At 47.9% G+C, this 13,490-nt stretch carries 13 protein-coding genes; 9 read left to right on the top strand and 4 right to left on the bottom strand.

Annotation, left to right across the window (positions count from 1 at the left end; translation table 11 throughout):
* Nucleotides 1-26: 26 nt before the first annotated feature.
* Together AC3FZD_RS20315 and AC3FZD_RS20320 are read right to left on the bottom strand one after the other, a co-directional pair.
* Nucleotides 27-401: a hypothetical protein gene (locus tag AC3FZD_RS20315; RefSeq protein ID WP_488737764.1), complete on the bottom strand. Its 375-nt coding sequence runs from the start codon at nucleotides 399-401 to the stop codon at nucleotides 27-29.
* Nucleotides 370-588, bottom strand: coding sequence for a hypothetical protein (locus AC3FZD_RS20320; protein ID WP_488737765.1), 219 nt, complete (start codon nucleotides 586-588; stop codon nucleotides 370-372). Before AC3FZD_RS20320 ends, AC3FZD_RS20315 begins: the two co-directional genes overlap by 32 nt.
* A 90-nt stretch (nucleotides 589-678) precedes the next feature.
* Between AC3FZD_RS20320 and AC3FZD_RS20325 the strand changes: the two genes are divergently transcribed.
* The 3 genes from AC3FZD_RS20325 to AC3FZD_RS20335 all read left to right on the top strand — a co-directional run bounded on the left by AC3FZD_RS20325 (nucleotide 679) and on the right by AC3FZD_RS20335 (nucleotide 4,183).
* Nucleotides 679-1,509 (top strand): hypothetical protein, encoded by an 831-nt coding sequence (locus AC3FZD_RS20325; RefSeq protein WP_488737766.1) that lies wholly within the window; start codon nucleotides 679-681, stop codon nucleotides 1,507-1,509.
* A complete protein-coding gene (ftsH, locus tag AC3FZD_RS20330) occupies nucleotides 1,499-3,376 on the top strand; it encodes an ATP-dependent zinc metalloprotease FtsH (RefSeq protein WP_488737767.1) in 1,878 nt (625 codons plus the stop codon). Before AC3FZD_RS20325 ends, ftsH begins: the two co-directional genes overlap by 11 nt.
* A 225-nt stretch (nucleotides 3,377-3,601) precedes the next feature.
* The gene (locus tag AC3FZD_RS20335) at nucleotides 3,602-4,183 is read left to right on the top strand and encodes a cyclic di-GMP-binding domain-containing protein, MshE-related (protein WP_488737768.1); all 582 of its coding nucleotides are present in this window, start codon (nucleotides 3,602-3,604) and stop codon (nucleotides 4,181-4,183) included.
* Nucleotides 4,184-4,200: 17 nt separating this feature from the next.
* Here the strand turns inward: AC3FZD_RS20335 and AC3FZD_RS20340 are convergent, their stop codons facing one another.
* Nucleotides 4,201-5,715 (bottom strand): family 10 glycosylhydrolase, encoded by a 1,515-nt coding sequence (locus AC3FZD_RS20340; protein WP_488737769.1) that lies wholly within the window; start codon nucleotides 5,713-5,715, stop codon nucleotides 4,201-4,203.
* Between the two features lie 298 nt (nucleotides 5,716-6,013).
* On the opposite strand from AC3FZD_RS20340, the gene AC3FZD_RS20345 reads away from it, so the two are divergent.
* The 3 genes from AC3FZD_RS20345 (at nucleotide 6,014) to AC3FZD_RS20355 (ending at nucleotide 9,191) form a co-directional block, all read left to right on the top strand.
* Nucleotides 6,014-6,751: a PEP-CTERM sorting domain-containing protein gene (locus AC3FZD_RS20345; RefSeq protein ID WP_488737770.1), complete on the top strand. Its 738-nt coding sequence runs from the start codon at nucleotides 6,014-6,016 to the stop codon at nucleotides 6,749-6,751.
* 101 nt (nucleotides 6,752-6,852) lie between these two features.
* Nucleotides 6,853-7,662 carry a carbon-nitrogen hydrolase family protein gene (locus AC3FZD_RS20350; RefSeq protein WP_488737771.1) on the top strand — a complete coding sequence of 270 codons (810 nt, stop codon included), beginning with the start codon at nucleotides 6,853-6,855 and terminating at the stop codon, nucleotides 7,660-7,662.
* 98 nt (nucleotides 7,663-7,760) lie between these two features.
* On the top strand, nucleotides 7,761-9,191 hold the full coding sequence (locus tag AC3FZD_RS20355; RefSeq protein WP_488737772.1) for a cation:proton antiporter: 1,431 nt from the start codon (nucleotides 7,761-7,763) through the stop codon (nucleotides 9,189-9,191).
* An 11-nt stretch (nucleotides 9,192-9,202) separates the two neighbouring features.
* Here the strand turns inward: AC3FZD_RS20355 and AC3FZD_RS20360 are convergent, their stop codons facing one another.
* Nucleotides 9,203-9,376, bottom strand: a complete 174-nt coding sequence (locus AC3FZD_RS20360) for a hypothetical protein (protein ID WP_488737773.1) — start codon at nucleotides 9,374-9,376, stop codon at nucleotides 9,203-9,205.
* A gap of 28 nt (nucleotides 9,377-9,404) precedes the next feature.
* Between AC3FZD_RS20360 and AC3FZD_RS20365 the strand changes: the two genes are divergently transcribed.
* From AC3FZD_RS20365 to murI, 3 genes are all read left to right on the top strand, one after another.
* On the top strand, nucleotides 9,405-10,919 hold the full coding sequence (locus tag AC3FZD_RS20365; RefSeq protein ID WP_488737774.1) for an N-acetylmuramoyl-L-alanine amidase: 1,515 nt from the start codon (nucleotides 9,405-9,407) through the stop codon (nucleotides 10,917-10,919).
* 57 nt (nucleotides 10,920-10,976) lie between these two features.
* The gene (locus AC3FZD_RS20370; RefSeq protein ID WP_488737775.1) at nucleotides 10,977-12,575 is read left to right on the top strand and encodes an N-acetylmuramoyl-L-alanine amidase; all 1,599 of its coding nucleotides are present in this window, start codon (nucleotides 10,977-10,979) and stop codon (nucleotides 12,573-12,575) included.
* Between the two features lie 64 nt (nucleotides 12,576-12,639).
* On the top strand, nucleotides 12,640-13,464 hold the full coding sequence (gene murI / locus AC3FZD_RS20375; RefSeq protein WP_488737776.1) for a glutamate racemase: 825 nt from the start codon (nucleotides 12,640-12,642) through the stop codon (nucleotides 13,462-13,464).
* Nucleotides 13,465-13,490 lie beyond the last annotated feature (26 nt).

Consider the following 13,490-nt stretch of genomic DNA (forward strand, 5'->3'; position numbering starts at 1 on the left):
CCCCCCTTTTTCAGTTTTAAATGATATTAGACTTTCTGGTGTGAGGTTTCCAGTAGCGCCTCAACAGCAGCCCCCCTCGGCAATTCTTCCCATTGATCATTAATCGGTTGATACTGACAGTAACAGACCACAATTCGTTCATCCGTATCAAAACTGGCAAATTGGCAAACCTGTACCACCTTCCATTCACCCTCACGTCCGTGAGTTACACCATTACCCGGATCGCTGACATTCATATACTCTCTCACGCGATCGCCCACTTTGGGAATTTCTCCATTGCTGGAATAATGCCACTCTTCAGCCAGAATACTGGTTAAATTTCTTGATGGTAAAAGTTGCCGCTCTTCCCATCCTAAAGCATCTGCATCGCTACTCTTGTAGATAATCCATGTTTGTCTCATATCGTTCATCCTCGAAACTGGTTTGCTTTCCATAAAAAACGCAATCTACTTTTAGGATGCGGTCTCTGGTGTTACGGATAACCTTAAGTTGCCATCCATATTTTTGTGCCATCTCAAAACATTTTTGGGGACTGCTTGCAGCATGAATATTTTCTGGGATATTATCTCCATTAGAATTATGGCTCATCAATTTAGCTAGATTTAAATATGAATATATGTTACCTCAATTGCTTCCTCAAAACTATACCAAGAGGAACTGATCGCCATTAAAGAGTAAATGATTAACCTTTATAGCCTATTGTTCATGACTCTGGTGACAGCCACCCTAGGGGGAGCCAGCTTTGCCCTATTCTGGCATAATCGCCCAGTGGTAAACGATCCCATCTCCCAACCTTCACCAACCCCTTTTCCTGCTGCAATTTTCCCTACTGCGTCGATAGAGACTCCTTCAGGAAGCCGTCCGTTAAACCTCTTAGAACGAGATGATGTAGAACCAGGAAGCGAATTCGATCGCTTTCGGCGGGAATTTCGCCATGCAGTAGCCGATCGCGATCGGGAATTTATTACCGGATTGCTACCAGAGGGGAGTCCTTTGTCGGAAAAAATGGGAGAAGCCCGCATCTGGGAAGTGCTGGAAAAGGCGATCGCCCTCGGATGTATTGCCGAAGAAAATCCCACCGATGCTAAAATCGACCCCTTTACCTCCCTCTGGATTTGTCCCCCTGTACAATCTGAACTGCTACAAGCCTATCCCCCCTCAACCCACTCGCCCCAACCTAGACTAGACTGGGAAAAGAATCAGGTGGTAGTGGTGGGATTGGGGGTGAATGTACGATCTTCCCCCGATATTGATAGCGAGGCGATCGCCATCGTCTCCAACGAAGTCTTAACCCGGAGTCTTTCCCCCTCCGAGGAACCCCCCGATGCCCTTTCCAGTCCCCTCGATGGATGGACAGCCATCCACTTACCCAATGGAGACACCGGCTATATTTATAACCGCTATGTCTATTCTCCCCTAGACCCCCAAATCCAATTTGGCCAAATTCAAGGAAAATGGCAACTCTTCTATTTTTCCCCAACAACTGGAGTAATGAGTAATGAGTATTAAGAAGAAACCTAAATTACCTCGACCGCAACAGATGGGCTGGATTTTAGTGGGTGTTGCTGGAGTAATTGTTGCCGCTAACTATATTCTCCCTCAATTTACACGGCCGAAAGTTCCCACCGTCCCCTACAGTGAATTTCTCACTCAGGTGAAGGAGAATAAAATTTCTGGCGTGCAAATTGGCTCCAAAGAAATTCGCTATCGCTTGAAATCGGAAAATAGCTCAGAAGAACTCGGCCCCCTGCTCTCAACCACTCCCCTCTTTGACCCAGAATTAGTCAAGCGTTTAGAAGAAAATGGAGTTCTATTTCAAGCCGCACCCCCGCCGACGAATACCTGGTTTGCTGTTCTCTTAAATTGGGTGATTCCGCCGATTATTTTAGTCGTTGCTTTTCAATTTTTCCTCAATCGGGGCAATTCCCAATCTTTGGCAATTAGTAAGAGTAAAGCTAAGATTTATGTAGAAGGAGCATCGGATAAAGTCACTTTTGCAGATGTGGCTGGTGTGGAAGAAGCCAAAGTTGAATTAGCCGAAATTGTGGAGTTTCTCAAAAGTCCCGATCGCTTCAAAAAAATTGGCGCAAGAATTCCTAAAGGGGTATTATTAGTCGGCCCTCCAGGAACAGGAAAAACTCTGTTAGCTAAAGCCGTTGCCGGAGAAGCGAAAGTTTCCTTTTTCAGTATCTCTGCTTCAGAATTTGTCGAGCTATTTGTGGGTACAGGAGCGGCACGAGTAAGGGATTTATTTGAACAGGCAAAAAAGAAAGCCCCTTGTATTATCTTTATTGATGAATTGGATGCCATTGGCAAATCCCGCAGTAATAGTGCGGTGCAAAGTGGCTCCAATGATGAACGGGAGCAAACCCTAAACCAGCTTTTGACGGAAATGGACGGCTTTGGAGTGGGGGATGCTACCGTGATTGTTTTGGCGGCAACCAACCGCCCAGAAGCCTTAGATGCTGCCCTGTTGCGTCCCGGACGCTTCGATCGCCAAGTCTTAGTAGACCGACCGGATTTAGCCGGAAGGTTGACAATTTTAGATATTTATGCTAATAAAGTCAAACTTGGAGACGATATCGACTTGAGGGCGATCGCCACCCAAACCCCCGGATTTGCCGGAGCCGACCTTGCCAACCTCGTCAACGAAGCCGCATTACTCGCTGCTCGCAACCACCGAGAAGCCGTATCCCAAGCCGACTTTAAAGAGGCGATCGAGCGCGTGATCGCCGGACTAGAGAAAAAGAGCCGCGTATTGAGCGATCGCGAGAAAAAACGAGTCGCCTACCATGAAGTCGGCCATGCGATCATCGGAGCCTTAATGCCAGCAGGCAGCAAAGTCGCCAAAATCTCCATCGTTCCCCGTGGTCTATCCGCCCTCGGCTACACCCTCAAACTCCCCACCGAAGACCGCTTCCTCATGGAAGAATGGGAACTGCGCGACCAAATTGCCATGTTACTCGGCGGCAGAGCAGCCGAAGAACTCATCTTTGGCACAATATCCACCGGAGCCTCCGACGACCTGCAACGAGCCACCAACCTCGCCGAACAAATGGTCACCACCTACGGCATGAGCAAAGTCTTAGGCCCCCTAGCCTATCAAAAACTCTCCTCCGGAAACTTCCTTAGTAATGGTAGTGGCAACCCCCGCCGCATAATGAGCGATGATACGGCCCAAACCATCGATCGTGAAATCAAAGAAATCATAGAAAAAGGATATGCAAAAGCCCTCAGTATTTTGTCTCACAACAAAGAACTGATGGAAAACATGACCGAAGAACTCTTAGAAACCGAAGTCTTAGAAGGGGAACAACTGTACGCTTGGTTAGATCAGGTTAACTCTGTGTCTTCCGAGAAAACCCTGGAATTTTAGACCTTAATTAACACTGAACTAAAAGCAAGATAGGCAGACTCTTTAGCACCTATCTTGCTCATTAAGTCATGATTATTAAAGTGGAAATGGAAGAAAAACAGTAATTATATTGACGTTTAATTTTAACTTCATAAAAATTATCGTAAAACTACGGTCTCTAATTCCGAAAAATTGCGGTATGATTTCCCTTAAGATCAGAAATTAAATTCTTTAACGGGGGAATTAATGAGTACATTTCTAATGGCTTATGCCCTGATCTCCTATGTATTTTCAGGGGCACTCTGCTATAGCAGCGCACGCAAAGAACATGAAGGCATGAACTCAACCGAGTCTCAACGCTTAGGATGGATTGTTCTATTTTGGCCCTTGTGGATCGGCCATGAAATTGACCATACCCCCCCCCTAAGCGCCAGTATTTCTCATATAGAACAACAAGAGTCAATCCTGTCCTCTAAACTCATTGGGCAGAGCCTGGAAGAAGCTGGACTCCTTACCCACAACCAAGTACAAGCCATCTTAGCCTACCAACAAGATCATCACCATTTACGCTTCGGGGAAATCTCCGCCATGTGGGGATGGATCAAATCTGAAACCGCCGACTTTTTCGCCGAACAGCTCCACCAACTCAAAACCTACCAACAACCCCTAGGGCAATCCCTTAAGGGTGCAGGCATTTTAGATGAGGAACAAATTCAAACCATCCTCACCTATCAGTCCCAAACGGGCCTCAGATTTGGAGAAATTGCCGTTCGCCACGGATGGGTGAATCAGCAAACCGTTGATTTCTTTGTCGGTACACTTTACTAAAACGATTCCTTAAAATCTTACCTAACTTGACAGGAGCGCCGTTGTTGATCGATCTGCGGTTCTTGCCAAGAAAAGGCAAAATGGCTAATGGCAGAAATCTGACCTTGCCAACGCTGAAGATCGCGCATCTGCTCTTCCAAAGATGGGCGATTTTTGTCTGCTCGTCCCCATTGTCCTGCTAAGACGGGTTTAACCTGCACTCCTTCAGCCGCCATACTCAACACCCGCTCCACCAGTTCAGTAATACACTCGGTTCCCCCACAGACTCCATAGGACATAGGATGCCATTCCATAGAAGTTGGGAATTTATCCCAAGGTTGCAGGCGAGAATCATAACCTTTACCCACAACTCGGTTGGCATCGGGGAAAAATACGGCTCCGGTGGGTAATCCTTGGCGTTGGGCAGGGGCACTGGCAAGGGCGAGAAAATCAATGACTCCTTGTAGAGCATGGGCAACGGCGAGTAACCAGAGTTCCTGTTGTAGGCGGTCTTGCTGTTGCTTTAAGCTGAGGGCAGTTTGGGGAGGTTGGCGACCTTGCCACAGGGGTTCCCCTTCTTGGGGATAGCGCTGATTGGCGGCTTGAATATCATCGACTGTAATATATCCCTTACTGATATAGGCTTGAATTAAGTCCCGACCCTTGTTATTCATCGCCCGTTGATAGAGGGCTTGTTGAGAAGCGGGGCCATAAATCCATAAATCTTGGACTTTGGTGGCCACCGAAGCCGGGCCGGTGAGTCGAGGATAGCGAATATAATCAAACAGCATCCCATCGGGTTGACGCTTGAGGATGGAATTGACTAAATAATAGTAATCTCGTTTGGCTTGGGGATGATAGGGATCGATAAAGACTTGTTCGGTGTCTCCTCCCGTGACATCATAACCAGTATCTTTTGCATCATGGACGGAGACACTGGTTTGGTTGTTGCCATTGCGGGCTAGGGCTTGTTGGCGATCGCCCAAAAGACTATAGTTATAGCCAAAATTCATCGAAAATAACCAGGCATAAATCCGTAATCCCCTTTGCCTAGCTTTCTGAATCGTCAGGGCTAAGAGATCGGCGTTTTCCTGTCCCTGAAGCCGAACCACAGAGGGCCAAGGGGTGGGATTATCATTAACGGGTAAGAGAACTTGACCATCATAAAATACCTCAACATAGACCTCGTTATAGCCCTTATTAACTATTTCATCCATCACCCGGTCTAAATTGCCATTAAATAGATCGCAGGGATAAACCCGCAGCCAAATCGCCTGGGTTTGGGGCCAAGTGCGGGCGCGGCAATTTTGCAATTGGGCTGTATGTTGTTGAACTAAAGTTTGATAGCGCCGTTGGGCTTCTGGATTTCCACTCAGGGCGGCTTGGCGTAATTGTTCTTTTTCTTGCCGCTCTTGATTGGATAACTGACAATAGGCATTGACGGCCGCAGAGCTGGGTTTGACTTGGGTGAGGGTTCCTAGAATAGGGGAGAGCAGCAGAATTAGGGCCAGCCAAAGATTAAACTTTTGAAGTCTCAAGAATGAAAAAGTCATGCAAAAATTATCACGTTGAGTACCTTGTAGGGGCGAGTTCTCCAAGATTTAGGATACCGAAGACCGATGAGGTGAACCCGCCCTAAGACTACTCAACATTGTACCCAGTCAAGAGCGGAAAATCTGGATTAGGCGATCGCCTCTCTGTAGTTTACTCAATCTTCATACCCATGTGAAGAGTTGGTAAAGAAGGAGATTTAAGCTAGTCACCAGCAAAACCGGTAGCTTACATTAGGGATATGACCTGCACTCAATCTGATTCAAATTCCTAAATGTGCCCTACCCAGGAGAAATAACGATGAAATCCTCTCAAGTTTTTGCGGCGATACTCGCCACTACCACCACCTTAAGTGTACTATCAATAACCAGCACCGCCCAAGCTTTCACCATCGGCGGTCATCTCAACGGAGCAGAATTTGACGCTTTAGGTTTAGACATTCCCTGGGCAGCCGAAAGCCGAATTGGTCGGGTAGGAGATCATGAAATTAACATTCACGATAGTACCAACAGTGCCCAAAATCGGGTTCAAGCTAACTATGATAATTGGGTTAGCGGTCAAGCTGTTGATTTTTCCTTAGTTTTTGATAGCCTGCTTAACACCCTCACTTATACAGTAGATAATATTGTACTGAGCAAAACTGAAATCTTCGAGGATAATTTTTCTGACCTCTACATCCGCACCAGCGCTCGCCAAGAAGGAACCAGTATGGTGGTGGATAACTTATTCCTGAGCGATGAAGTCATGTCATCGAGTATTGGTGATTTCTCTAGCGCCTCTTGTTCCGGTGGAGTTGGTTGTGGCTACGTTGATGCTGACTACCTTCACATCAGTAATATTGTCGGTAACTTCACCTTAACTGGAAAATCCACCATGACTTGGCTAGAAGGTCAGAAACCGAATAATTCTAATCTCGCCTATCAGATTAAATTAGTTGAAGGAGATCCAGGGGTTCCCGTTCCCGAACCGGCTACCTTGTCCGTTTTCTCCCTTGGTTTAGTCGGTTTATTGGCCAGTCGGAAACGCCGTCAATCCTAAATTAACCGTAGATATTGATTCACCTTCCCGACTCTTCCCTAAGACCCATCCAAGCGGTATGCTAGATAGTTTATGTTTATTCCTCATATCCAGTTTAGAACATGAAACCCTATCTCGCAGCCGCTATCCAGATGACCAGTAAGCCAGATCTGGAGAAAAACCTCGCTGAAGCGGAAGACCTGATTGACTTAGCTAAACGGCAAGGAGCCGAACTGATTGGCTTACCGGAAAACTTCTCGTTTTTAGGCACAGAAGCCGAAAAAATTGCCCAAGCCGGGGCGATCGCCGAGCAGACCGAGAAATTTCTCAAAACTATGGCTCAACGGTTCCAGGTGACCCTCCTAGGGGGCGGATTCCCTATGCCGGTCAGCAGTGATAAAGTCCACAATACAGCCCTATTGATTGACCCCAACGGTGAAGAACTGGCCCGATATCAAAAAGTCCATTTATTTGATGTCAATGTGCCCGATGGAAATACTTATCAAGAATCCTTAACCGTACAAGCGGGAACCGAACTGCCCCCCATCCATGAGTCCGAAGCCTTCGGTTGCTTAGGATTATCCGTCTGTTATGATGTGCGTTTTCCGGAATTGTACCGCTCCTTATCTCAACGAGGGGCGGAAGTTTTATTTGTCCCGGCGGCGTTTACCGCTTATACCGGAAAAGACCATTGGCAAGTTTTATTGCAAGCTAGAGCCATTGAAAACACCTGTTATTGTATCGCCCCTGCCCAAACCGGCTGCCATTATGCTCGCCGCAAAACCCACGGCCATGCCATGATTATCGACCCTTGGGGCATCATTCTCGCCGATGCGGGAGAAGAACCGGGAGTGGCGATTGCCGAAATCCGTCCCGACCGTTTACAACAAGTGCGCCGACAAATGCCCAGCTTAAATCATCGTGTATTCTAATCGCAATCATGTGAAACTTTTACTTTCGCTTTTCTTCAGATTTGCTTTACATTTGTAAGGAACCTTGTACAGTAGACATCGATGAGTGAAATAACATAATGGTTGAAATATTGCCTTGGGTGTTTTCTCACACCCCAACCAGCCTCACCCCCTTGTTAGCCACAACAACTGAAGCCGGAGCGACCAGTCCTACCCTCGTCTTAGCTGGGGTGCTTCTGAGCCTTGTTACTATTTATCTGGCCAGTAAAATTGGTAGTGAATTATGCGCTCGTCTGGACTTACCTCCAGTCCTCGGAGAGCTTTTGGGAGGGGTCGTCATTGGGGTATCTGTCCTCAAATTCCTGGTTTTTCCAGAAGGCGGGGCAGGTGCAGAGGAATCTCTAATTATTACCTTGTTGGAAAAAACAGCCGGTTTAACCCCAGAAGCAGCCGATGGTGTTTTTCTAGCCCAAAGTGAAGTGATCTCGGTTTTATCAGAATTAGGGGTTATTTTTCTCCTGTTTCAAATTGGTTTAGAATCAGATTTAAAACAACTTATTGATGCCGGAGTGCAATCAGCATTAGTCGCCGTGACTGGGGTAGTCGTCCCGTTTTTAACCGGCACATTGGGACTGATTTATATTTTCCATGTCCCCAATATTCCCGCCATCTTTGCCGGTGCAGCCTTAACTGCCACCAGTATTGGGATTACGGCGAAAGTGCTGGCAGAAATTAAACGTCTGAATGACAAAGAAGGACAAATCATTATCGGTGCAGCCGTATTAGATGATATCCTCGGCATTATTATTCTGGCGATCGTCGCCTCTTTAGCCGAAAAAGGAGAAGTTGAAGTCTCCAGCATTATTTATCTGGTCATCAGTGCTGCCGTTTTCCTGATTGGCTCCATTATCTTAGGCCGCCTGGTGATGCCCTACTTTATGGAGTTAATCAATAAACTGACGACCCCAGGAACCCTATTAATCGGTGGATTAATTATTGCCTTTATCTTTTCCTATATCGGCGCAGTCATTCAACTCGAAGCCATTTTAGGCGCTTTTACCGCCGGTTTAATTCTAGGCGAAACCGAGAGACATCGGGAGTTAGAAGAATTAGTCGCGCCGATTGGGTTTATGCTCGTTCCCGTCTTCTTTGTTACAGTTGGGGCCCAAACCGATCTATCGGTTCTTAACCCTGCCGTTCCCAGTAACCGGGAAGGACTGATTATTGCCAGTTTCCTGGTGGTAGTGGCGATGGTCGGTAAAGTCGTGAGTGGATTTACCCTCTTCGGTGGTGAACCGGTGAATCGGATCGCGATTGGTGTGGGGATGATACCACGGGGAGAAGTCGGATTAGTCTTTGCTGGAGTCGGTTCTGCCAGTGGCATCTTACCCGAATCCCTAGATGCAGCGATTATTGTGATGGTCATTCTCACCACATTTGTCGCGCCACCATTATTAAGAGTTGCTTTTCAACAATCAGAAACCTCACCCAGTTCAAGTACAGAACCGAAAAAAGAACCCGCAACGATCGCCGAATCAGACACCCAATAATCAGGCGATCTCTATCTATCGGCATTGAAAACTCTCATCATGGGGGTGCAATCTCTGGCCGGATCGCGATCGAATCGCAACCGGAACCCAGATTGCCCCCCATCTTTTTTTTCCCGATTGGTCTGCACTTGTAATATACTCATCACCTGAATCTTAATTACAGACTCCTCCCAATCAACCGTCATGAAATTTAGTCACTCTAGAGGCCCATCTGTGAAACTGCATTGGTTATTTCCTAGCCTTTTAGGACTCTGGCTCTGGTCAGCTCCAGTCCAAGCAGCCAGTTTACAATATTGGCGGTTTGATGCCAGAAACAATCGTCTGGAATTTGCCACCAATGGCCAGGTTCAACCCACGGCCCAACTAATCTTTAATCCCACCCGGTTAGTGATCGATTTACCCGGTACAACGTTGGGTAACCAAATTCGCTCCCAACTGGTCTCTACCCCAGGGATTAAACAAGTGAGAACCGGGCAATTTGAGCGCAACACCACCCGCATCGTCATTGAATTAAATTCGGGCTATACTCTCGACCCCTCTCAAGTCAGATTTATCGGATCTTCTGCCTCCCAATGGACGGTACAACTGCCCGAACCCCAACGAGAAGGCACAACCCCAACCCAATCTAATCCTCCCCCGACCCTTCCCCCAGTCGCTCGGCCCGTTGCTCAACAACCGACCCCGAACCCCAGGGGTAATAGAACGGGTCGAGAGACCCCCAGTCAACCCTCTCTGATTCAGGCGATCGAATTGTCTGGTAATAATTCCCAATTGGTGATTCGTGCCAGCGGCCCAGTCAATGCGGTGGGGCAATGGCCCAATCCTTCGGTCTATACCTTAAGCGTATCTCCCGCTCGCTTAGGGCAAAATCCGCCTCAGATTGCCACTGGTGGCAATAGTCCCTTTACCCGGTTTAATGTGCAACAAGCTGATGGGGAAACGGTGGTCATTTCTATGACTCCTCGTTCTGGATTCACCTTGGGACAGATTAATCAAGCGGGTTCCCAGGTGATTGCCTTGTCCTTGGGGTCGAGTGGTTCACCTCTGCCCCCCATTGCCACTGCTGGGAATCCTCCCTCAGCCAATATTCCTATTCCTGTTCCTAGACAGGCTAATCCCCAACCGACTCCTACTTTTCCACCCCCGACCCAATGGCCCCTTCCTGCCCCTGGACGCACGCCTAATTCTGGGATTCGGGTTGCGATCGATCCGGGCCATGGCGGCCGCGATCCGGGTGCAGTGGGGATTGGGGGATTGCGAGAAACCGATGTCGTGTTAGATATCTCTCGGCAAGTGGCGGCAATTTTGCAACAAAATGGGGTGCAAGTGATGTTAACCCGCGATCGCGAAGTAGAAATAGACCTCGCCCCTAGGGTGAACTTTGCCGAACAGGTTAATGCGACTCTCTTTGTTAGTATTCATGCCAATGCAATTAGTATGAGTCGCCCGGATATTAATGGAGTGGAAACGTACTACTACAACAGTGGCGCTCGCCTAGCCCAAGCGATTCAAGGTTCCATCCTCCGGAGCATACCGATGACTGACCGGGGAGTAAAAAGCGCTCGCTTTTATGTTCTCCGTAGAACTTCGATGCCCGCCGTATTAGTAGAAACTGGATTTGTAACCGGAGCTGAGGATGCTCCGAGGTTAGCGACTCCAGCCTTTAGAAATCAAATGGCCCAGGCGATCGCCAATGGAATTTTGCTGTATATCCGGCAAAACTACTAGAGCTACGTTCGGAAAGTTTCACGCCCTCATAGCGGGTTCATTTCCCAAGCTGATGTAGTGATTGTCGGAGCAGCAAGGGCGGATTGCGATCATCAGCGAGGAAACGGCGTGAAACTTCATTGGCTTTTACCAGGTGTTTTAGGATTATGGCTGCTCTCATCTCCCGTCTATGCAGCCAGTTTGGAAAATTGGCGCTTTGATGCCAGAAATAATCGTTTAGAGTTTACCACCGATACCAATGTCCAACCGAGAGCGCAACTCATTTATGGGCCGACTCGTCTGCTCATTGACCTGCCCGGAATCCAGTTAGGCAGAGCTTTACGGGAGCAGTTGGTCAATACTCCTGGCATTGCCCAAGTCCGCACGGGGCAGTTTAATTCTAATACCACTCGCTTAGTCGTAGAACTCAAACCCGGTTATACTATTGACCCCAATCAAGTGAAATTCCAAGGGATTTCCCCTCGTCAATGGGTGGTGCAAATTCCTAATCCTCAACGGGAGCAAACACCAGTTACCCCTCCTCCCGTTTCTGCTCCTCAACCGGTTCCTTCTAGCAGCGCTGCATCAGTGGTAGAAGCTCTTCGGGTGACCCGTGATGGCTTTTTTTTACGGGTGAATGGAGATAATCCAGAAGTGAAGTCTGTCAAACGCACCTCTAATCAACAAGAAATCACGATTGATTTTGAGGGAGTCACCTTAGCGCCAGATTTACATCAAAAACCTTTACCGATTAATAGTCGAGGGGTGCGCCAAATCCAGATGAGCCAATTGGAGGATTCGATTGTGCGGGTGACTTTAGATGTAACTCCTGCCAGTTCAGATTGGAAAGCAGTTAGCCAATCCTATGCCGTTATTCTCATGCCAGTTCCCGGTAGTAGTATTTTATCTACCCAAGAAGCACAGCCATCTTGGCCTGTGAATCAGGAACTGGTATCGGCTAATGCTTCTGTAAGGCCACTACCGACACAGCCCCCATCTTCTCTACCGCCTCAAGATGGCATTACGATTAATGTGCCGCCACCAGCGAATCCTTTACCTCCGACTCCCCCTCGTCCCCAACCTTTGCCACCTCCGACGACGAATCCTCGTCCGTCTACTCCAACTCCTCCTCGCAATACTCGTATTCGGGTAGCCATAGACCCCGGTCATGGGGGGGCTGATCCTGGAGCGGTGGGGAATGGACTGCGGGAGAAGGATATTGTGATGGATATCTCCAATCAAGTGGCGGCTATCCTAGAGCAAAATGGGGTGCAAGCGGTGCTGACTCGTCGGGATGACCGGGAAATTGATTTAGGGCCTAGGGTGGATACGGCCGAGCGGGCGAATGCGACGTTGTTTGTGAGTATTCATGCCAATGCCATTAGTCTAAGCCGTCCGGAAGTCAATGGGTTAGAGACTTACTATTATGAAGCGGGTCAGGCTTTAGCTCGCGATATCCATAATAGTATTCTGCAAACTTTAAATATTCGCGATCGCGGGATTCGTCGTGCTAGATTTTATGTGCTGACCAATACATCCATGCCTTCTGTCTTGGTGGAAACTGGATTTATCACGGGTCGAGAAGACTCGGCTAAATTAGCGAGTCCGGTCTTCCGTCGTCAGATGGCTCAAGGGATTGCTAATGGCATTTTGCGCCATATTCAGCAAAACTATTAATGGGGGGAAGCGTATCCTGCTAAACCCCATGGTGTGAGTGAGTGATTTGGAGTAAATACGAAGCATGACCATCAATCATCGGCCAATTGGGGTTTTTGATAGCGGTGTGGGTGGACTGACGGTTCTAAGCGAACTCTATCGTCAGCTTCCCCAAGAATCGGTTGTTTATTTTGGAGATACGGCACGCTTGCCCTATGGTACGCGATCGCCTCAAGAGATTATTCAATTTGTACGGGAAATTATCACCTGGATGGAAGAGCAACAGGTGAAAATGGTTGTTATGGCCTGCAATACCAGTAATGCCTTAGCCTTAGAAGCCATTAATGGTGAGTTTTCAACTCCTATCCTGGGGTTGATTTTACCAGCCGCGAGAGCGGCTGTTTCTGTGGGTAAACGGATTGGGGTGATTGCTACTCCTGCTACGGCTGCCAGTCAAGCTTATCGCCAAGCGATGATTGAAGTAGACCCAACGGTTCAGGTTTGGCAAGTGGGATGCCCAGAGTTTGTGCCCCTGATTGAACAAAATCGCATTAACGATCCCTATACTTATGAGGTGGCCCGCTCCTATTTGCAACCTCTACTCCAACAAAATATTGATACCCTGGTTTATGGCTGCACCCACTATCCCCTTTTAGATTCGGTCATTCGCCAACTGTTGCCCAAATCCGTACAAATTGTTAATCCTGCCGTTCATGTAGCTAATGCTACTGCACAGGAGCTGGATTTGCTGGGTTGGCGAAATACCCAGGCTCCTAAGCCCACCCAATTTGGTGTTAGTGGTTCTCCTCAACAGTTTAGGTCTCGTTCTGTGTTTTGGTTAGGATACACGCCCCAAGTTGAACAGGTTGATTTAAGCTATCTACCGATGTCTAATTCTCTGGCTTCTTAATGGAAGGTGCAACAAAAAACCGGGTT

The sequence above is a fragment of the Roseofilum sp. KMC-1 genome, assembly GCF_057802075.1.

Excerpts from the sequence above, each read along its gene's own strand:
- AC3FZD_RS20360 (WP_488737773.1), bottom strand. The coding sequence starts at position 9,376 with ATGACGGTTGATTGGGAGGAGTCTGTAATTAAGATTCAGGTGATGAGT.
- AC3FZD_RS20340 (WP_488737769.1), bottom strand. The coding sequence starts at position 5,715 with ATGACTTTTTCATTCTTGAGACTTCAAAAGTTTAATCTTTGGCTGGCC.
- AC3FZD_RS20350 (WP_488737771.1), top strand. The coding sequence starts at position 6,853 with ATGAAACCCTATCTCGCAGCCGCTATCCAGATGACCAGTAAGCCAGAT.
- AC3FZD_RS20345 (WP_488737770.1), top strand. The coding sequence starts at position 6,014 with ATGAAATCCTCTCAAGTTTTTGCGGCGATACTCGCCACTACCACCACC.
- AC3FZD_RS20355 (WP_488737772.1), top strand. The coding sequence starts at position 7,761 with ATGGTTGAAATATTGCCTTGGGTGTTTTCTCACACCCCAACCAGCCTC.
- AC3FZD_RS20320 (WP_488737765.1), bottom strand. The coding sequence starts at position 588 with ATGAGCCATAATTCTAATGGAGATAATATCCCAGAAAATATTCATGCT.
- AC3FZD_RS20335 (WP_488737768.1), top strand. The coding sequence starts at position 3,602 with ATGAGTACATTTCTAATGGCTTATGCCCTGATCTCCTATGTATTTTCA.
- murI (WP_488737776.1), top strand. The coding sequence starts at position 12,640 with ATGACCATCAATCATCGGCCAATTGGGGTTTTTGATAGCGGTGTGGGT.
- ftsH (WP_488737767.1), top strand. The coding sequence starts at position 1,499 with ATGAGTATTAAGAAGAAACCTAAATTACCTCGACCGCAACAGATGGGC.
- AC3FZD_RS20315 (WP_488737764.1), bottom strand. The coding sequence starts at position 401 with ATGAGACAAACATGGATTATCTACAAGAGTAGCGATGCAGATGCTTTA.
- AC3FZD_RS20325 (WP_488737766.1), top strand. The coding sequence starts at position 679 with ATGATTAACCTTTATAGCCTATTGTTCATGACTCTGGTGACAGCCACC.